The sequence below is a fragment of the Mycobacterium sp. NGS61 genome, from assembly GCF_059812325.1.
Map to the genome: position 1 here is coordinate 36,535 of NZ_JCALCL010000008.1, position 19,376 is coordinate 55,910.

General features: G+C 67.9%; 14 protein-coding genes and 1 pseudogene. 14 read left to right on the top strand and 1 reads right to left on the bottom strand.

Annotated features, from left to right (window positions below; all coding sequences use genetic code 11):
• The first annotated feature begins 42 nt into the window (after positions 1 to 42).
• From AC5Y3Z_RS17250 to AC5Y3Z_RS17315, 14 genes and pseudogenes are all read left to right on the top strand, one after another.
• On the top strand, positions 43 to 531 hold the full coding sequence (locus AC5Y3Z_RS17250) for a DUF4226 domain-containing protein (protein WP_463828145.1): 489 nt from the start codon (positions 43 to 45) through the stop codon (positions 529 to 531).
• A gap of 85 nt (positions 532 to 616) precedes the next feature.
• Positions 617 to 1,705, top strand: coding sequence for a VldE C-terminal domain-containing protein (locus tag AC5Y3Z_RS17255; protein WP_463828146.1), 1,089 nt, complete (start codon positions 617 to 619; stop codon positions 1,703 to 1,705).
• Positions 1,706 to 1,738: 33 nt separating this feature from the next.
• Positions 1,739 to 3,268, top strand: a complete 1,530-nt coding sequence (gene eccB / locus AC5Y3Z_RS17260; RefSeq protein ID WP_463828147.1) for a type VII secretion protein EccB — start codon at positions 1,739 to 1,741, stop codon at positions 3,266 to 3,268.
• A complete protein-coding gene (gene eccCa, locus AC5Y3Z_RS17265) occupies positions 3,265 to 7,476 on the top strand; it encodes a type VII secretion protein EccCa (protein ID WP_463828148.1) in 4,212 nt (1,403 codons plus the stop codon). The genes eccB and eccCa overlap by 4 nt, the downstream gene beginning before the upstream one ends.
• 56 nt (positions 7,477 to 7,532) lie before the next feature.
• Entirely contained in the window at positions 7,533 to 7,829 is a 297-nt protein-coding gene (locus AC5Y3Z_RS17270) for a PE family protein (RefSeq protein WP_463828149.1), read from the top strand.
• 23 nt (positions 7,830 to 7,852) lie between these two features.
• On the top strand, positions 7,853 to 9,019 hold the full coding sequence (locus tag AC5Y3Z_RS17275) for a PPE family protein (protein WP_500001815.1): 1,167 nt from the start codon (positions 7,853 to 7,855) through the stop codon (positions 9,017 to 9,019).
• 119 nt (positions 9,020 to 9,138) lie between these two features.
• Positions 9,139 to 9,435 carry a WXG100 family type VII secretion target gene (locus AC5Y3Z_RS17280; RefSeq protein ID WP_463828152.1) on the top strand — a complete coding sequence of 99 codons (297 nt, stop codon included), beginning with the start codon at positions 9,139 to 9,141 and terminating at the stop codon, positions 9,433 to 9,435.
• Between the two features lie 41 nt (positions 9,436 to 9,476).
• Positions 9,477 to 9,767 (top strand): WXG100 family type VII secretion target, encoded by a 291-nt coding sequence (locus AC5Y3Z_RS17285; RefSeq protein ID WP_463828153.1) that lies wholly within the window; start codon positions 9,477 to 9,479, stop codon positions 9,765 to 9,767.
• A 79-nt stretch (positions 9,768 to 9,846) separates the two neighbouring features.
• Complete coding sequence (locus AC5Y3Z_RS17290; protein ID WP_463828154.1) at positions 9,847 to 10,755, top strand: ESX secretion-associated protein EspG; 909 nt, start codon at positions 9,847 to 9,849, stop codon at positions 10,753 to 10,755.
• Between the two features lie 142 nt (positions 10,756 to 10,897).
• Entirely contained in the window at positions 10,898 to 12,352 is a 1,455-nt protein-coding gene (locus AC5Y3Z_RS17295) for a MinD/ParA family ATP-binding protein (protein ID WP_499919669.1), read from the top strand.
• Entirely contained in the window at positions 12,349 to 13,866 is a 1,518-nt protein-coding gene (gene eccD / locus AC5Y3Z_RS17300; protein ID WP_463828156.1) for a type VII secretion integral membrane protein EccD, read from the top strand. The genes AC5Y3Z_RS17295 and eccD overlap by 4 nt, the downstream gene beginning before the upstream one ends.
• A 32-nt stretch (positions 13,867 to 13,898) precedes the next feature.
• Entirely contained in the window at positions 13,899 to 15,566 is a 1,668-nt protein-coding gene (mycP, locus tag AC5Y3Z_RS17305; protein WP_463828202.1) for a type VII secretion-associated serine protease mycosin, read from the top strand.
• Positions 15,563 to 17,155: a type VII secretion protein EccE gene (eccE, locus tag AC5Y3Z_RS17310; protein ID WP_463828157.1), complete on the top strand. Its 1,593-nt coding sequence runs from the start codon at positions 15,563 to 15,565 to the stop codon at positions 17,153 to 17,155. Before mycP ends, eccE begins: the two co-directional genes overlap by 4 nt.
• A gap of 51 nt (positions 17,156 to 17,206) precedes the next feature.
• Positions 17,207 to 18,525: pseudogene (locus AC5Y3Z_RS17315) on the top strand (EccA family type VII secretion system protein).
• A 40-nt stretch (positions 18,526 to 18,565) separates the two neighbouring features.
• Here AC5Y3Z_RS17315 and AC5Y3Z_RS17320 read toward each other — a convergent pair.
• Positions 18,566 to 19,372 carry a tyrosine-type recombinase/integrase gene (locus AC5Y3Z_RS17320; protein WP_463828158.1) on the bottom strand — a complete coding sequence of 269 codons (807 nt, stop codon included), beginning with the start codon at positions 19,370 to 19,372 and terminating at the stop codon, positions 18,566 to 18,568.
• Positions 19,373 to 19,376 lie beyond the last annotated feature (4 nt).

Here is a 19,376-nt window from a genome sequence, read left to right on the forward strand (position 1 = left end):
CCGCGATCCGCCAAGATATTTGAGAACCTACAGTGTGGTGGTGTGGCTGAAGTTGATCCGGGTCTGCGGTCGTTCGCCGAGGAGGTGATCGACAGGTTGTTGGCGGCTGGTGCGGAATTGTTCCCCGAGGGCGAGCAGGCCGGTGGGTTGATGACTCCGCTAGCGGGTGCGGCCGCACCGCCGGGTGGCGCGACCGCGGCGGAACGGCTGGGGGATGCTGTGGCCCAGTGGGGGCAGCGGCGCTCAGCGTTGCAGCGCCTGGATGAGCAGAGCGCCCAGATCGTGGCCAGGGCGGCCGCCGGGGCCGTTGAGGGGCGCGCGGCGGTGCAGCGATTGCGTGAGCGGGCGCGCGCTCAGGTGGAGGCGATCATGCCGGTGGCCGATACGCCGGCGGGTGCACGATTGTTGGTGGCCACACTGGATCAGGCCTTGGCCGAGCTTCAGCAACACGTCGCTGTCAGCAAGCAGGTCAACGCCGCCGCGGCAGCCCAGTTGCGCGATCTGGCGACCGCCTACCAGGGCAGCGTCTAAGCGCGCGCCATCGCTGCCTGTGGCCACCGCAAATTGGTGTTGTTGCGTTGTGGTCGGGGGTTTTTCCGGCGGTTAGTTTTGGTGGGTGAGTATTGGGGAGTTTGTGGCCGGGGTGGACCGGTTGCTGACTCGTGGGTATGGGTTGTTTCCTGCTGGCGGTCCGGAGGGTGGCGGGGTGTTCGCCGCCGGCGGCGGGGGTGCTTCGGTGCCTGAGGTCCCTTCTGGCGGTGGCGGTTTGGGCGGCGGGGCGGTCGCCGCTGACGGGCAGTATTCGCGGGCCCGGGCCGCGGTGGTGGGCCGGGATGTGGAGTCGGGGCAGGCCGCCGGTGAGGGCGGGGCGGTCGGTGCTTCCGGTCGCGCGGGTGCAGGGGTGATCCGCGATCAGGCCCGGGTGGCGGGGGCGGCGGCCAGGCCGCTGGCGTCGTCGCCGGCAGGGGTGCGGATGGTCGTGGCGACGATGGATGAGCATTTGGCGGCGATGCAGCGCCAACTACAGGTCACGACCGAGCAGAACCGGGTGTTGGCGACGCGGCTGCGGCAGTTGGCGATGGCGTATCGGGGGATGGGCGGCGGCGGGATGGGCGGGGTGTCGTCGATGCTGTCGGGGATGGGTTCGCTGCCCTCCCTAGGTGGCGGCGGGGGTGCTTTGAGCGGTGCGAGTGGCCTGGTCGGGATGCCGGCCTCGCTGCTGGGTCGCGGGTTCGCCGGCGGTGTGGGCGGGCTCGGCGGCACCGGCTCGGTGGGTGGTGTGGTCGGCCGTTCGGTGGGTGGTGAGCTGGGTCCGGGTGTGGCCTCGGAGAAGGGGCTGCAGCGGGACACCATTTTGGCGGCGCGCGCGGTGTCGGCGGCGTTTCCGGAGATCCGCACGATTGGCGGGGTCCGCCCGGATTCGCTGAAGTGGCATCCCAATGGCCAGGCGATCGACGTGATGATTCCCGATCCGACTTCGGCGCATGGCAAGGCGCTTGGTGATGCGGTGATGCGGTTCGCGATGGCGCACCGCGGCCCGTTCAACATCAATCATGTGATTTGGCAGCAGACGATCCACAACCCGGATGGTTCGTCGAGTCTGATGGAGAATCGGGGTTCACCGACGCAGAACCATATGGACCATGTCCACATCGCGACCAACGGGGGCGGGTTCCCGCACGGCGGGGAGTCCTACCGGCTGTGACTGTGTCGGAAGTGATCGAAAGGCGTTGCTGGGATGGCTGATTCGGCCGATGAAACGAAGTCGGCGGCTTCTGCGCGTGGCCGCGGGTTAGGGCTGTCGACACGCCTTCAGGTCTCGGGGCACATGTTCTTCGCGCGTCGCGCGGTGTCGGCGCTGACGCGCCGCCAGGTGCGCATGGAGACCGAGCCCGGCCGCCGGCAGTCGATGGCGGTGCTGGCGGGATTGACGTTGACGGCGGTGCTGTGCCTGGGGGCGCTGTTTTGGTCGTTTGTGCGTCCGGCGAGCTCGGCGGGGACGTCGCAGATTGTGGCGGATCAGAATTCGGGCGCTCTGTATGTGCGGGTGGGCGAGAAGCTGTATCCGGCGCTGAATTTGGCGTCGGCGCGTCTGATTGCGGGGGAGCCGGCGACGCCGGACCGGGTGCGCCGCAGCGAAATTGATGCGCGCCCGCGTGGGGCGCTGGTGGGTATTCCGGGTGCGCCGCAGGAGATGTCGCCGGTGTCGCCGACGCGTTCGTCGTGGCTGGTGTGCGATGAGATCACGAAGGCTTTCGGCGCCGGGGCGCCTGAGCCGGTGACGGTGACGGTCATTGATGGGCAACCGGATCTGGGTGGGCGGCGGCATGTGCTGGGAGCTGAGGAGGCTCTGGTGCGCCGCTACGGCGATCAGGTGTGGCTGATCCGCGACGGGCGGCGCTCGTTGATCAATCGCAGCGCGCGGGCGGTGTTGTTAGCGCTTGGGCTGGGCGAGGATGCGGTGTTGGCGGCGAGGCCGATGAGCCGGGCGCTCTTTGATGCGGTTGCGGTGGGTCCTGAGTTGTCGGTGCCGGTGATCCCGGCGGCGGGGTCGCCGGCGCGGTTTGCTGATGCGCCGGGGCCGGTGGGTGCGGTGGTGGCTACTCCCCAGGTGGGCGGTCAGACAGCGTATTCGGTGGTGCTGGCCGACGGCATTCAGGCGATCTCGCCGGTGGTGGCCCAAGTGCTGCAGAACGCGGGGGCTTCGGCGCCGGTGGTGGCCGGGACGGTGTTGGCGAAGTTACCGGTGGTGACGTCGCTGGATTTGTCGGCGTTTCCGCCGGCACCGCCGCATGTGGTGGACAGTGCGCTCAATTCGGTGGCGTGCTGGCAATGGCAGAAGGTGAGCGGGGAGTCCGCGGCGAGTACGTCGGTGATGACGGGGACCAGTATCCCGGTCGCTGAAGGGCGCGCGGATCGGGTGGTGGAGTTGGTGAAGGGTCCGGAGTCGGCGGTGCAGGCCGATCGGGTGTTCTTCGGGCCGGGGTTCGCCAATTATGTCGTGTCGACGGGTAGTGCGGTTTCGTCGTCGACGGCGGAATCGCTGTGGTGGGTCTCGGAGTCGGGGGTGCGGTTCGGGATACCGCGCGAAGAGGACACGTTGCGGGCGTTGGGATTGGACCCGAAAAGCTTTGGCCCCAGTCCGGCGCCGTGGCTGGTGCTGCGGCTGCTGGCCCAGGGTCCGGTGCTCTCACGCGCGGACGCATTGGTGCGCCATAACAGTCTGCCGGTCGATCTGAGTCCTGGACAGTTGGAGGTCCCGAAGTGAAGTTCGCGTTCGCGCGTCAGGAGCCGGCCACACCGCCCGTGCTGCAGCCAGTACCCATCGAGTTACCGACGCCGCTAAAAGTTCCTGCCCCGCAGGGCAAGCCGTTGTGGACGGTGGCGCTGATCATCGGGTTGATGGCGCTGGTGGGTGGCATGGTGTGGATGAGCTTTGCCAGCGGGGCGCGCTCGTTTACTGGTGCGGGGTCGCTGTTTCCGATCGTGATGGTCGGCGGGTTATTCGCGATGTTGTTCAGCGGTCGGGGCTCTGGGGACATGTCACGCGCGAAGCTGGATGCGCTGCGGGCCCGGTTCTGCCTGATGATCGATGGGCTGCGGGCAACTGCGGCCTCCGCTGCGGACAGCCTCGATGAGCATTACCGCTGGTATCACCCGGCGCCGGCGACATTGGAAGCCGCCTTGGGCGGGGTGCGGATGTGGGAACGCAAGGCTGATGGCTCTGATGGCTGGTTCGGGGTGGCCCGGGTCGGTGTGGGGATGACCAGTCTCGCCGAGGCGGGCGCCGCTCAGTTCAGTGAGCCTGCGGATATGCCGACCGATATCGAGCTTGAGCCGGTCACCGGCAAAGTCCTGCAGGAGTTCGTGCGGTATCAGACGGTGGCCTATGGGGTCCCGGCCTTGGTGTCGCTGATGGTCGAGCCGGGCTATGAGCTGCGCGGCCCGCGGGAGCGGGTGTTGGCGTTGATGCGAGCGATCCTGTGCCAGTTGGTGTTTGCCCATGGCCCTGATCATCTGCGGGTGGTGGTGGTCACTGGTGATGTCCACGAGTGGGATTGGGTGAAGTGGCTGCCGCACGCCGGGGATCGGCTGATCGAGGACGGTGCCGGTCCGGTGCGGATGGTGTACGGGTCGGTGAGCGATTTCGTGGAGGCGCAGGCTGATGCGATGGGGTTGCGGTCACGCGGAGAATTCGCGCTCAGACATGGCGCTGGCAAGGCCCCGATCGACCCGCTGCCGCACACGGTGATCGTGTGTGATGTGGCCGACGGCTGGGAGATGTTCGGCAGCTCCGGGGGGGTCAATGGGCTGACGTTCTTCGACATTTGCGGCTGCGGCCAGATTCCGGCGTGCGCGCAGCCCGCCAGGGTGCTGCATGTGCGCGCCGATGCGGTGGTGGCGGCGGTTCCGCGTGACCCGATGACCTGGGAAGCCGAGCCGGCTGCGGCCCGGTTTTTCGCGGTGGCCGATCAGATGAGCCGCGATGAGGCTGAGGTGTTCGCCGAGCGGATGGCGCGGTGGCGTCTGGCTGAGGCCTATGAGTCGATCGAGGTGAATTCGGGGGCCCGGTTCATGGCCCGAGACATCCTGTCCTACTACGGGATTGACGATCCGGCCAGCATCGATTTCGAGCAGTTATGGGGCGCGCGCAGCGATATTAATTCCGCCGGGCGGCTGCATGTGCCGATCGGTAACCGCACCGACAACAATGAGCTGCTGTTCGTCGACCTCAAGCAGGAAGCTGAGGGTGGGATGGGTCCGCACGGGGTGATGGCGGGCTGGACCGGTTCGGGCAAGACGACGATGCTGCGCACCCTGATCGAGTCGTTAATGCTGGGCCATCCGCCGCAGAACCTGCAATTTCTGCTCGCCGACCTCAAGGGCGGTGCCGGTGTCACACCGTTTGCCGGGGTCCCGCATGTCGCGCAGATCATCACCGACCTCGAGGAGGACCAGAACCTGCTGGACCGCTTCGTCGAGGCGCTGTGGGGTGAGATCGCGCGTCGTAAAGCGTTGTGCGCCAAGGCTGAAGTTGATGACGCGAACATGTACAACCGCAAGCGTGCCGATCAGCTGGCACGCGGGGATGCTGATGCGCTACCGCCGTTGCCGGTGCTGATGGTGGTTATCGATGAGTTCACTGAGTTGTACCGGATGTCGGTCGAGGTCGAAGAAGCGTTGTGGCAGATCTGCCGCCAGGGCCGCTCGCTGTGGATCCATCTGCTGATGGCCAGCCAGGAGATCGGTAACCGTGCCGAGAAGTTGATGGGACAGATGGGCTATCGGCTGGCACTCAAGCTCAAGACGACCAGCGCGGCGGTGCAGATCGGTGTGCCGAACGCCACGCGTCTTAAAGGCAATGGGCAGTGTTATCTGTCGGTCGGCGATGACGGTTCTCTGACGAAATTTCAGGGTGAGTATTTGTGGCGGGAGTACCGTAAGCCCGGCACCGAGGATTTCACCGACGACAGCGACGCCGGGCCATCAGAGGTGAATTACTTTGCGCCGCAACTGTTCGGCACCGACTTCACCCCGTTACCGCTGCCCGATGACCTCGACGACGAGGCGGCGGGCCCCGACGCCGATGAGGGCGAGCCGGCCCAGCCCGCACACGACGCCGCCGTCGAGGGCGTGCTGATGCGCCCGCAGGTGGGCACGGTCATCATCGATGCGCTGCGCCGGGTCAGCTTTGAGCCCTACCGGTTGTGGCAGCCTCCGCTGGATGCGCCGTGGAGCATCGAGCGGCTCGTTGATGCGTACCTGGGGCACCGGTGGGATAACCAGTACGCCGCGCGCCCGAGTTTGGTGTTCCCGATCGGGGTGGTGGATCGCCCGTTCAAGCATGACCAGCATCCGCTGCTCGTCGACGTCTCGGGGGCGGGTGCCAATGTGGTGATCCTCGGCGCTCAGGGGTCGGGGAAAACGACAGCGGTACAGGACTTGATCTGCGCGGCGGCGATGACCCATACCCCTGAGCAGGTGCAGTTCTACTGCTTGGCGTTCTCCTCGGCCGCGCTGGGCACGGTGGCGGGTCTGCCGCACGTCGGTGGGGTCGCGCCGGCTCTGGACAGCGACGGGGTGCGGCGCACGGTTGCGGAGATGGCCGAGCTGCTCGCGAGACGCAAACGCAGCTTCGAAGCGGCCGGGGTGATGTCGATGGAGGTGTTCCGACGCCGCAAATCCGGTCAGGAAGCCGGGAAGGTCCCCGACGACGGCTATGGTGACGTGTTTTTGGTCATCGACAATTATGCGGCCTTGGACAGTGCGTATGAGGCGCTGATGGACACGGTGGACCGGCTGATCGCCGAAGGCCCGACCTTCGGCATCCACGTGGTGGCCGCGGTGAGCCGGCTCGCCGAGTTGCGGGTCAAGGTGCGTGGCGGTTTCGGTTCGCGAGTGTGGCTGCGCCCCAACGATATTCACGATGTGACCGATTTACCCAAACCGCGGTTGGCTGCGGCCATTCCCGCGGACCGACCGGGACGCGGGATGATCGCCCAGAACTATGTGCGGGCCGGTGTGGAGCCGGTGGGTTTGCACACGCTGATGGCGCGTCCGGCGATACAGGCAAGTGCGGCAGAGAATTTTGATTCGCGTAGTGTCGCCGAGGCGGTGAGCCGGGTCGCGGCCGGGTTCACCCCGGCGCGCAGAGTGCGCCGCCTGCCGACACGGTTGGCGCCGGCCACACTGGGGGCGCTGGCGCGGGGCGATGACCGCTCGTCGACGTCGATCGTGTGGGCGCTCAGCGAGACCGAGCGTCCGGTGTTTTTGGCCCCGGACCGGCATCTGCTGGTCGCGGGCAAGGGTCAGTGCGGGCGCACGACGGTGTGTGCGACGGTGCTGGCTGAGATCGCCCGCCTGTACGACCTGGAGGACGCGGGCGTGGCGCAGGGACGGCCGGGTGCACAGGTATGGCTGGTCGATCCGCGCCGCCAGCTGCACGCCGTGCTGGGCCCTGCCGGTGTGCACCGCTTCGCCTCCACCGTGGACACCGTCAAGGCCAGGATGGTGGAGCTGGCGGGTGTGCTGACCGCGCGGCTGCCCCGCGATGATCCCGACGGCGGGGGCCAGATTGCGCAGCGCAGTTGGCAGGGGCCCGAGATCTTCCTGGTGATCGACGACGGGGAGCGCTTGCCGGGCGGATTTGATTCGCCGTTCGCCCCGATCGAGCCGTTTGTGCAGGCCGGCCGCGATGTCGGTTTGCACATCATCTACACCCATTCGTTCGGAGCGTTCAGCACGCAAATGGGAGCCAATCCGGTGCTGCGGATGTTGCGCACAGCGTTCGAACCGATGCTGATCATGGATTCCGATCCCGACCCCGGTTATGTGCAAGGCAGGTGGAAGGGTCACCCGATGGTGGCGGGCCGCGGATTCTTGATGAATAGCGCCGAATCGGGCGAAACGGGAATATACGTGCAGGTCGCGGACACTGACGTGCCTGGAATCGATTCTCGCCTGACCCGGACATAAGGCCAGGGGCACCGTTAGACTCAAGCCACTAGATTGGTCGCGTTTCGGGAGGGTGCATGTTTGTCACGGCGTTACCGGGGGGGCTGGAGTCCTCAGCCTCGGGACTGGCCTCGATCGGCTCGGCGGTGGCCGCGGGAAACGCCGCGGGCGCGGCCCCGACACTTGGCGTGGTGCCCCCTGCACCGGAGCCCACCTCGGTGCTGCTGGCCGCCGCGTTCGGTACCCACGCGGGTGTCTATCAGGTCACCCAGGCGATCGGCTCGGTGATTCACGAGATGTTCGTGGCCACGATGGGCACCTCCGCGGCCACGTACGCGGCTTCTGAGGCCCTTAACGCCGCGGCGATGATTTAAGCGCTGTTCGCGCCGTAGCACTGATGGTCGATTACGGGGGACCGCCTGAGTACAACTCGGGGCGCATGTATGCCGGCGTCGGTTCGGGGCCGTTGATGGCCTCTGCGGCGGCCTGGCAGTCCCTGGCCGCCGAGTTGGGTTCTGCCGGCGGCGCGTTCCAAGCGGTGATCGAGGCCTTGACCAGCACGGCATGGCTGGGTCCGTCGTCAATCTCGATGGCGTTGGCCGCCGCCCCGTATGCGGTCTGGATGATGGCCACGGCCGGACAATGCGAGGCGGCGGCCGCGGCGGCATCGGCGGCGGCGGGCGCGTTCGAAGCCGCCCGCGCCGGTGTCGTTCCCCCGCCGGTCATCGCCGAGAACCGGGCCCAGTTGGCCACCCTGATCGCCACCAACTTCATGGGCTTCAACACCCCGGCGATTGCGGCCAACGAAGCTCACTACGACCAGATGTGGGCCCAAGACAGCACAGTGTTGTACGGCTTCGCCGCCGACGCCGCCGGCGTGACCGCCACGCTGGTGCCGTTCACCCCGCCGCTGCCCAATTCCGACCCGATCGGGCTGGCCGCCCAGAGCGCGGCGTTGGGCCAGTCGACGGGCAACGCGGCGGGCCAGCAGCCGATGAATCTGCTCAGCAATGCCGCGGGTCTCCCCGCGGGACTGGACGGGCAGACGATGCTGTCGATGGGTCCGCAGCTGGTCAGCACCATCCCTCAAGTGCTGCAAGGGTTTTCCTCACCGTTGAGCAGCGGGATGTCGCCAGCCTCGGGTTTGGGCCAGTTCCAGTCGTTGCTGAGTCCGTTTATGTCGGTGCTGAGCAATCCCGGCATGCTCGGCGGCGCGACCGGGGCCGCGAGCAGCTTGGGCGGACCCGGCCTGGCGGGTTTGGGCGGGGCTTCGTCGGTGGAGGCACAGGTGGAGGCAATGGCCGGGCGGGCCGGATCACTGGGCGGATTGTCGGTACCGGCGACCTGGACGGCGGGCACCGCCGAATCGGTCGGTTCGGCGCGGGCGGTGACACCGGTGGCCGCGCCGGGCGGGGCGGCGGCTTCGACGGCGGTTCCCGCCTCAGCCCCCGCCGGCGGCATGTACGGGGGCGCTCCGATGGCGGCCGGGATGGGTGCGCGCGGCACCGACGCAGCCGGTGGTCCGCGCTACGGGACGCCGATCAAGGTGCTGCGCCGTCAATAATTCGCGTCGGGCAGAAATTGCTCACCGCCGCCGTTGCCGGAGGCTAAAAACCGCTCATAGAATTAGTGTCGCAGTGACCGCAGACCAATTCACACAGCAAATATAAGGGGATTCCCAATATGGCTTCGCGATTCATGACCGACCCGCACGCGATGCGTGACATGGCGGGCCGATTCGAGACCCACGCCCAAACGGTGGAGGACGACGCCCGCAAGATGTTCGCGTCCTCACAAAACATCTCCGGTGCCGGCTGGAACGGTCAGGCGTCGGCGACCTCGCTGGACACCATGGGCCAGATGAATCAGGCCTTCGGCAACATCGTGACCATGCTGCACGGAGTTCGCGACGGCCTGATTCGCGACGCCGCCCACTACGAAGAGCAAGAGCAGGCCTCTCAGCAGGTCCTGAGCAGCTAGCCCCACGAACGCTTCCATCAAGATCAGGAGAAACTTTCACCATGTCGATCAACTACCATTTCGGCGACGTCGACGCCCACGGCGCCACGGTTCGGGCCCAGGCTGCGGCGCTAGAGGCCGAGCATCAGGGGATCGTGCGTGATGTGCTGGCGGCCGGTGACTTCTGGGGAGGTGCTGGATCAACGGCCTGCCAAGAGTTCATCAACCAGCTCGGCCGCAATTTCCAGGTCATCTACGAGCAAGCAGGCGCCCACGGCCAGAAGGTGCAGGCCGCAGGCCACAACATGAACAGCACCGACAGGCAGGTCGGCTCCTCGTGGATGTCGACCTAGGCCGGTCCCGAGACGAGCGCGGCACTCGACGGTGCCGCCGCGCTGTGGTGAGGCGACCGCGACGAGGCCATAGACCGCGATGAGCGCCGCGAACACCTCACCGACCGACATCACCGTCAACGTGGACGGCCTGTGGTTCCTGCAGGCGCTACTGGGTATCGAACGCCTGGCGCCCGAACTGCGGGCCCACCCCTACGGCCAGCCTCGTTCGCTGGATTGGCTGAGCACACATCCCGGGCTGGATGTGCTGGTCGGGCAGGGCATCTGTGACGAGGCCGCGGTGGTGCGCGCCGATATCGCCGCCCGAATGAGAGTGCTGGCCGACCCCGACGTCGAGGTCGTCGTATTGGTGTCGCGCGGGCCGATGAACTGGGCGCCGACGGTGGTGCTGGAGGACCCCTCAACGTGGCGGGCGATCCCCGACGAGCAGCTGCGCATCGTCGCGGCACGCTGCGGTGGTCGCTGGGCCTCGGCGGTGCGCGCCGGCGGACACATCACTATCGACGATTGCACGCCGGTGGACGAAGACTCCTTAGCGCACTTGGTCATCGGCGCACTGGACTCGGTGCACCAGGTGGCGCCCGCGCGCATCAACGCGGTGAATGTGCCCCTGGAAGACATGGTGGCAGCGGTCAGCGCGCACAGCCAGGCGCCCACGGCGGTGCGCAAACAGGCCGCGCTGCGCGCGGTGGGGCTGCGCGGTGCGGCGCTGACCGAGCTGGAGCACGCCCTGGCCGAGCCGGTGGCCGAAGCGGTGGTGTACGCGAGAGCCTATGTGGATGCCAGCACCACCAACAGCGAGTCCGTGCTCAACCTGCGCGACACCACCGCGGGGCGCGTCGCGCTGTATCGGCTCAACCCGGCGGCGGGCAGCCGCCAGGAGTGGATGGCGATCGCCCCGGCCGGTCCGGCGCAGATCCGCCACGGGCTGGCCACGATGCTGGCCAGTGTGGCGATACGCTCCTGGGCCACCCACGAACGAATGTAGACAACGCCTTTTACGGACCGAGAGAATGTCACTCGCTTCTACAGCAAACATCGATATTGTTTCCATAAAAATGTTGATTGGGCGTGGTTCAGCGAGAAGTTGGCCCTAGGATAAGAAGAACGAGACCCACGAAAAGGCCAAAATGACGGACAATTCCGATTTCCGGTCGCGCTATCTGTCGCCACCCGCCAGCGAGCACCCCGAGCCGGCCCCACCGGCCTCCGATCCCGGCAACGCGGTATGCCTGCCCGACCCGCAACTTCCCGAGCCAGACGTCTTTCCGCCGCCGCGCGGACCTCAGCCGCCCAACGATTACGCCCCGCCCGGGCGGCCCCCGATGTTCGCGCCTCCGCCCGTGTCGCACCATGCCCCGCCGCCGACGCAGGCCTCAGCACCACCGAGGCCCTCAGGAGCGCCGTCCTCCGGCGCTGGGGCTCCGTATGCGGCCCCTGACAGTGCCCCGTTGGGTTCAGACGGCGGCGGGGGGACATGGAACGCACCGCAGCCACACCGACACATCGGCGAGCTGCCCGCCGCTCCGGCGCCGATCCCGCCCATGCCGCGCCTAGAAGAGCGCTTCGCGCCGCCGCCACCGCCGCAGCAGTGGACCCCGGCGGTCGACCCCACGGAACGGTGGACGCCGCGTGCAGATCCGCACGCGCCGAGCGACGCATTTCGCCATATCGAAGCCCGCCAGGTCGTCAAGCCTCGCCGCGAACCGGCGACGATGGGGTGGCGCAAGGCCGTGTATACGGCCACCGGGACGCTGGTGAACCTGGGTGCGGGGAAACACGAACGCAACCTGCGGGGCTGGAAGGCCCGGATCACCGCCAACATCCCTGGCAACTATCAGATCACCGCGATATCGATGAAGGGCGGGGTCGGCAAGACCCGGCTGACCGCAGCGGTGGGGTCGGTGTTTGCCTATCACCGCGGCGGCGGGGTGATCGCGATCGATGCCGATGACACCGCGGGCCGGCTGGGTGAGTTCATCGATCCCGATACGACGGTCGGGGTGCGGGAGTTCCTGGCCGATGCTGAGGCAGTCACTCACCCGAAGGCCCGGCCCTACACCGGATGCAACCGAGAACGCCTGGAAGTGCTGGCCAGCCATCAAAACGTCGCCGCAGATTTCCCTTTCGACGAACAAGCGTTCTTCGACACCATCAGCCGCACCCGCTGGATCTACCAGCTGGCGATGGTGGACTGCGCAGCGATGAAAGGCGATGCGTTCAAAGCGGTGTTGTCGTCCTCGGATGCATTGATGATCATCGGATCGTGCACCGTCGAAGGCGCAAAGATGATCGAAAGGACGCTGAATTGGTTGGCGGCCCGGCGCGGCCATGAGCTGCTCAAGCGGTCGGTGATCGTGCTCAACGACGCCAACCGCAGCGCAACACCGAAGTTCATCGCCTACGTGAAAGAAACCCTGGGTGAGCGCGTCAAGGCGGTCCTGACGGTGCCCTGGGATCCGCACCTGCGCGACACGTCCACCCTGAATTTCCCGGCGTTGCGCAAGGGCACCCAGGAAGCGTTGATGGAATTGGCGGCCGAGTTGAGTGATGGTTTTGCGACCGCCGGAGCGCTGCACAGATGACGGTGGAACGGGCCCGGGAGGCGACGTCGGGGGCCTCGGCTGGCGCGGCGCTGCCTGACCGGATCCGGGTGGCGATCATCGCCGAAGCCACCAAGATCGGGGTGGTCCTCGACGCCGGTGCGCCGGTCTCGGTGCAGCTCTCGGCATTGGTAGATCTGATCAGCGCGCGCCTGGAGGAACTGGGACAGCCGCGGCTGGTAGCGCCGTCGCGGGGCCGGTGGACCTTGTGCCGCATGGATGGCAGCGCGCTCAAACCGGCCCTGTCGCTGACCGAGCAGGGCGTAGTCGACGGTGGGCGGCTGTGGCTGCGCTATGCCGCCGACACCGAGGCCCGCATCAACGTCGTCGAGCACGTCACGTCCGCGCTGTCCGGGGAACTGCGTGCACGCTGGCCCGGGGTCACCGCCGCGTGGGCGACGCAGGTGGGATCGGTCATCGTGGTCGCCGGTGTGGCGGTGGCTTCGGCACTGATGGCCCGGTGGCGCTACGGGCATCTGGACTGGGTGGCGGCGCCCTACTGCGCGGCGCTGGCCGCAATGTTGATCATCGCTGCGGTGATCGTCGTGGTCCGCGGGCGCGACAGCGCCTCTGCTCGCGCCGTAGGGGACACGCTGCTGTGGACGGGAACAGTGCCCGCCGCGGTGGGCGCTGGCGCGGCGGTGCCGGGCCCGGTGGGGGCACCGCATGCCGCATTGGGTCTGGCCGCAGTGGCGGCCGCCGCGGTCTTGATCATGCGGTTCACCGGCCGCCATATCGCGCTGGGCACCGCAGTCCTCACGATGGGGCTCGCCGGCGCGGTGGTGGCCGCGGTGCGCATGACGCTGGTGACCTCTGCGCCGATCCTGCTGGCGGTGCTGCTGCTGGTGTCGATCGTGGCGATGCATCTGGCGCCCACCGCCGCGCGGCTGGCCGGCGGGATCCGGTTGCCGGTGTTCCCCTCGGCCACCGGCCGCTGGATTTTCGAGACCCGCCCGGACCTGCCGGCTGAGAAAGTGGTGGCCAGCGGCGAGTTGGCCACCCTGGACGGTCCGGCCTCGGTGCGTGACATCGCCGTGCTCACCGACCGCACGCGCGCATATCTGAGCGGGCTGTTGGTCGCCACCGCGGCGCTGATCGTGCTGAGTTGTGTGGGGTTGTGCGATCCGCACGCGCCGCGACGGGCACTGCCGCTGGTGGTGGCGGGCCTGGTCGCGGTCGCGGTCCTGCTGCGGGGCCGCTCCTTCACCGACCGGTGGCAGGCGACGATCCTGGCGCTGGCCTCTGTCGCCGTGGCGATTGGTGTGGCCGGACGCTACGTGGTGGGTCTGTGGTCGTTGCCGGCACTGCTGATCGGGGTGTCGGTGATTGTGGTCGTTCCGGTCGCCGGTTTGATCACCGCGGTGGTGGTGCCCCGGCGCTTTTACACCCCGACGTTTCGCAAGGTGGTGGAGTGGGTCGAGTACGTGTGTTTGACCGCGATCTTCCCGTTGGTGTTCTGGCTGATGGGAGTCCTGGCCGCGATCCGGTACCGGTAGCGGTGGAGGTGAGATGGTTGAGATCCGACACGATGATCGCGGGGGCCGCGGCCTTGGCGGTGGCAGGTATGGCGGCATTGTGGGTGGCCCCGCCCGGTGCAGCGGTCGCACCGCCCGAGATCGACCTGGGGGCGCTGCCCGGCGATGGACCGCCGGGCCCGGATCAGCCGATGCGCCAGGGCACCTACTGCACACGGGTCGGCACCCTGCCCGGCACCGACTACCGGGTGCAGCCGCATTTCCTGGACATGCTCGATGTGGCCGAGTCGTGGCGCTTCGGGCGCGGTGCCGGGGTGAAAGTGGCAGTCATCGACACCGGTGTCAGTCCGCATCCGCGGCTGACCAACCTGACCGGCGGCGGCGACTACGTGGAGCCCAGCGGGGACGGGCTGACCGACTGTGACGCGCACGGCACCATCGTGGCTTCCCTGATCGCCGCCCAGCCCGCCGACGGCAAAACCCCTCTGCCGCCGCCGCGCCAGCCTCGCCGCCCTGACACGGTCCCGACTATCGAAGCGCCACCGCCTCCTCCACCGCCGCAGACGGTGACGGTGCAGCTGCCTCCGCCGCTGCCTCCGCCGGAAGGGGCCGCCTGGCGGCCGGCACCAGCGACAACACCGGCCCTCGTGCCGGCCGGTGTCGGCACCCGCACCATGCCGGGCGCCCCGGCACCCCAGGACCCGACGCCGACCCCGGGACCGCCCGGGCCGCCGCCCCCACCGGCGCCGCCGGCGGCGGATGGTTTCTCCGGTGTGGCCCCCGATGTTGAGCTGATCTCGATCCGACAGAGTTCCAGAGCGTTCAGCCCCAAGGATGCGTTCGCCGGCAACCAGGACCCGGCCACCCGGCGCAAGGCCGGGGATATCCGCACGATGGCGCGTGCAATCGTGCACGCAGCCAACGCGGGCGCCCAAGTCATCAACATCTCCGAGGTGTCCTGCATGCCGTCGACCAACATCATCGACCAGCGTGATCTAGGTGCGGCGATCCGGTATGCGGCCGTGGAGCGTAACGCGGTGATCGTGGCCGCGGCAGGCAACGTCGGAGAGGAGGGCGGCAACGATTGCAAACAGAATCCGATCTATAACCCGTTGACTCCGGGCGATCCTCGCGACTGGGCGCAGGTCTCCACCGTGGTGGCCCCGGCGTGGTTCTCCGATTACGTGCTGACGGTGGGTGCGGTGGATTCCAGCGGCGCGCCGGTGGGATCCAGTGTGGCCGGGCCGTGGGTGTCGATCGCCGCGCCGGGCACCGACATTGAGAGCCTGTCGGCGCGCGACGACGGCCTGATGAACGCCCTGGAAGGCCGCAATAATTCACTGGTGCCGCAAGCGGGGACCTCGTTCTCGGCGGCCATCGTCTCCGGTGTGGCCGCCTTAGTGCGCGCGAAATACCCGCAGCTGACCGCCCATCAGGTGATCAACCGGCTGCTGGCCACCGCGCGGGCGCCGGCGCGCGGGGTGGACAACCAGATCGGCCACGGCATCGTCGACCCGGTGGCCGCGCTGACCTTCGATATCCCTGCGGGCGAACCTGTTGGCCCGCAACGCTTGTCGGCGCCGCTGGTGCTGCCACCTCCGAAGGTGGGCCGCGATTTGACCCCGGTGTGGGCGGCTGCTGCAGGGATGGCCGGGATTGCGATGCTGTGTTCGGTGATCCTGGGTTCGGCGACGCTGATCCGCAAGGGGCCGCGGTCATGACCCCCACGTTGCCTGTAGGGCTGGCGCTGGGGTGGGGTCGGCTGGTGTGTGTGTTTGTCGTCGACGTGGCCCTGTTGGGCGCTGGGGTGGCCGCTGCGGGCCGGCCCGGCTGGTGGACAGCTTTGGCGGTCGCAGTGCTGGCCAGTGTGGCGGCGCTGCTGTGCTGGCGCGGAGCCCCACTGTTGACCTTGGGGTGGCGGGCGCTGTGGGCGCACCGGACCCCCCTGGGCGCCCCGGCGGGGCAGCTCGACGATCACGAACGCACTTTTGGTGGCGGGCCGGTCGGAATCCGCGCGGTGGGAACGCATCTGGTTGCGGTGATAGCTGTTGACGGGCAGCCGCACAGTCCCTCGGTCTTGGATTATCCGCGTGCGGTGTCGATGACGTCGCTGCCGCTGGCAACACTTGCCGGCGCGCTGCGCCAATTCGATGTCACCCTAGCCGGCATCGATGTCCTGAGCGCGGGATCGCGGCGCGCGGGCAAAACGCATCACCCGTACGCCGAGGCGTATTCGGGTCAGGTGGGCGATCATCCCGCTGTCGGGCAACGCCAGACTTGGGTGGTGGTACGCCTGGACGCCACCGCGAGCGCGCGCGCGATCCTGTCGCGGGAGTCGGTGGCCGCCACCCTGGCGGCCGCGGCGGAGTGGGTCGCCCACGAGCTGGGCAATCTGCGCATCGGCGCACGAGTACTGAGCGCCGAGCAAATCCGGGCCGCCGATGAGGCGCTGCTGGCCGGGGCCGACGCCGCGGCGCTGCATTCCGGGTGGCGCCGGTTACATCACGCCGGCGGCTACGTGCACACCTACTGGATGTCACTGGCCGACATCACCACCGCCAGCATCGACCGGCTATGGGCTCCGGACAGCGAGGCGACGGTCGTCAGCATTCAGCTGCGGCTGACTCCCGAGGGCGCCCCCACCGTGGGTGTGGCGGTGCGCTACCACACCGGCTACCCGCTGGCCGAGGCGCCGCTGACGGGTTTGAACCCGTGGACGGGGCGCCACGACCTCGCACTGGACACCGGACTGCTCATCGCGACCTCGCCGGCCGCGGTGCCTGCCCGAACGTTGTCTGCCGACGAAGAGTTGCGCGCCCCGATCGGCGCCACCGGCATCATCATCGGCGCCACGGCCACCGGTCATCCCCTCCTGGTCGACCTGAACGCCCCAACCGGGACAGCGACGGTCACGCTCGCCGGGGAGCCGGCGTTGACGGTGGCGATCGCGCGCCGCGCGGCCGCTACCGGATTCCAGGTTCTGGTGCGTACCTCGCACCCGCAGCGTTGGCAGGAAGTCACCGCCGCGGGCCTACAGGTCATCGACGCCGCTGCGCTAATGCAGCGGTCCTGGTCGCCGGGCCGGCGTGTCCTGGTCATCTTCGACGACGTCGACGAGCCGGCACCCGAGGGCGCTGCGGTCGTGGTGTCCACGGTGTCGGCGGATTCGACAAGTAGCGCCGACGTTCATCTCAAACAGGACGGGCCCGATCATGCGGTGCTGCGCACCTGGGCGATCGCTGACCGGCTGCGCATCGACATCACCGGCGAGCGCCGCCTGCTCAGCCCATGGCCGAGGCGCGCCGCCTAGCATTGACTCGCCCCACATCACCATGCCCCCATACCCCCGCGGGAGCCCCCGATGACAGCGACTGAGTCAGAGACGGCGGCGCGCAACGCTTTTCGCCGCGGGCTGCTGGCCTCCGGTATCGCCGTCGGCGGGTTGGTGCCCAGCCATAACGCGACGGTGGCCGCGGAGATGTTCCGGTCCGCGACCCAGGCCGACCCCGGCATTTGTGACGGCTGGCTGGGCCGACGGCTGGCCGGTGAGGACAGCCTCGACGTGCTGGCCGGGGCGTGGGCGGCCGCGGAAACCTTCGGCTGGGAGGTGCGCCGCCTCGGTGTGCTGGGGGCCTGATTTCCGGCCGGCGGTCTTCGAGGGCTGTTCCTGCAGCTGCGGTGTCTTAGGTGTTCTCGCTGCGCTGCGCCTACGCCGCCGCGCTGATCGGTGCCCAGCACTACGGCCAGGCCGATGAGCTGCTCAGCGCGGCACGGGTACCGGCCGATCCGTTCGAGGCGAACACCCACACCTATGTGGCGGGGTTGCTGTACTTTCGCACCCAGCGCTGGACCGATGTGCTGCACCTATTCCCGGTCGAAAACGGTGGATGCTCCCGGCATACGAGTGCGCGGCCACCGCGATGGCCACCACGGCGCTGGCATCTCTGGGGGTGTTCGAGGACGCCTTTCGGCGCGGACAACAGGCTGCCGCCGAGGACCGGGTGCCCGCCGCAGCCACGGTGGTGCTCTACACCCAGGCGATGTGCCTGCGCCATGTGGGCCGCGAGGACGAAGCCTCACAGCTGCTGCGCCGGGTGTATTCACGCGACCCGAAGTTCGCGCCCGCCCGCGAGACGATGGACGACCTTACCCGGCGGCTGGTGCTGACCGACCCCGAAACCATCGAGGCACGCACCGATCCGTGGGACCCCGCCAGCGCCCGGAACCGGGTCGACGCGGAGATCGCCCGCGACGCCGAGAAGGCCTCGCAGTACACGCTAGAGGGCCAGGGCGGTGATCGAGTTCCACAGCTACACCCCGCCCGAGTTGGTCGAACTGACCAAACTGATGGTCGCCGAGGACGACGACACTACTACCGACGCGGCGGTCGAGGTCCTGCGCGGCGACTTCGAACGGTTCTACACCGACGAAAAGCTCACCGAGGACGGTGATCTCATCCGCGGCATCGACGTACTCGGTAATGCCGGATTCGTGCGCAAACTCGTGGAAAAGGCGCGCGATCACCGCAACGACCGCCTGGACAACGCCGAACTCGATGAGCTGCTGGCCGCCGAGGACCTCGACGTCACTGATGAGCAGCTGCAACGGTTACGCGAGTTGACCGCGCAGGATCTTGCCGAAGGGTTACGGGCGGCGGTATCGGAAAAGCGGAGCGACTGAGACGGCGGCCCGCGTGCCCCTCAGGGTCCATGGGAACGGGTCAATGGTCGTCCAACGTGGCGGATTGGTATAAATCGCGCACCCGCAGGCCTGGGCGGCCGACGCTGGTGCGGGCTAGGTGGAACATCGAATCAAGCTTGGAGACTGGCAGGTATTCGTCGCGGTCGTGGACGCAGGGAAACAGCAGCGACTCGGGCCATGCGTGAACGTGAGTGCGCAGATGCGCGGTGATCGTCGGCAGTAGGTGAGCGGGGATGGCAATGTCTCTGATGCCTTGGGGGCTTGTGGGCGTTGTCGCAATATAAGTGCCGCTGTGGGTGCGCGCGACGGCGCGCCGCACGCGGACGACGCGCCGCGCGAGATCGATGTCTTTGCGGCGCAGTTCACGCAGCTCGCTGAAAGGCATGGCCAGCCATGCGGCCATCAGGATTACCAGCTGGTACGCCTCAGGCATTGCCGCGGTGATGGCCGCGATTTCGGCGCCGGTGATGAGGTGCGTGTGCGGGTCGGGGTGCGAGGCGGCGTTGGTGATTTGACAGGGATTCGTCTGAATGATTTCCGCGGCCGCGGCGGTACGCAAGATCGAGCGAAGCACCGAGTAGGCCTTGGTGCGGACCGTTGGTGTCGCCAGCGTTGTGGTGTCGTACCAGGCTTGGACTGCGCGGGGCGTGATGTCGCGAAGGCGGGTGGTGCCGAACGTGGGCAGCACATACCTGTCGAGGAGCCGGCGGTAGTTGGCGCGAGTGGCGCGTTGGAGAGCGCGCCTGGACAGCCAGATATCGGCATACTCACCGAAAGTCGGATTCGGGTCGTTGGGGTACCAGTCCGTGGCCACCTCGTCCTCCAAGCAC

Bases quoted from the DNA above. Each gene is read 5' to 3' on its own strand.
- eccB (WP_463828147.1), top strand. From the start codon at position 1,739: ATGGCTGATTCGGCCGATGAAACGAAGTCGGCGGCTTCTGCGCGTGGC.
- AC5Y3Z_RS17270 (WP_463828149.1), top strand. From the start codon at position 7,533: ATGTTTGTCACGGCGTTACCGGGGGGGCTGGAGTCCTCAGCCTCGGGA.
- AC5Y3Z_RS17275 (WP_500001815.1), top strand. From the start codon at position 7,853: ATGGTCGATTACGGGGGACCGCCTGAGTACAACTCGGGGCGCATGTAT.
- AC5Y3Z_RS17280 (WP_463828152.1), top strand. From the start codon at position 9,139: ATGGCTTCGCGATTCATGACCGACCCGCACGCGATGCGTGACATGGCG.
- AC5Y3Z_RS17285 (WP_463828153.1), top strand. From the start codon at position 9,477: ATGTCGATCAACTACCATTTCGGCGACGTCGACGCCCACGGCGCCACG.
- AC5Y3Z_RS17290 (WP_463828154.1), top strand. From the start codon at position 9,847: ATGAGCGCCGCGAACACCTCACCGACCGACATCACCGTCAACGTGGAC.
- AC5Y3Z_RS17295 (WP_499919669.1), top strand. From the start codon at position 10,898: ATGACGGACAATTCCGATTTCCGGTCGCGCTATCTGTCGCCACCCGCC.
- eccD (WP_463828156.1), top strand. From the start codon at position 12,349: ATGACGGTGGAACGGGCCCGGGAGGCGACGTCGGGGGCCTCGGCTGGC.
- mycP (WP_463828202.1), top strand. From the start codon at position 13,899: ATGATCGCGGGGGCCGCGGCCTTGGCGGTGGCAGGTATGGCGGCATTG.
- eccE (WP_463828157.1), top strand. From the start codon at position 15,563: ATGACCCCCACGTTGCCTGTAGGGCTGGCGCTGGGGTGGGGTCGGCTG.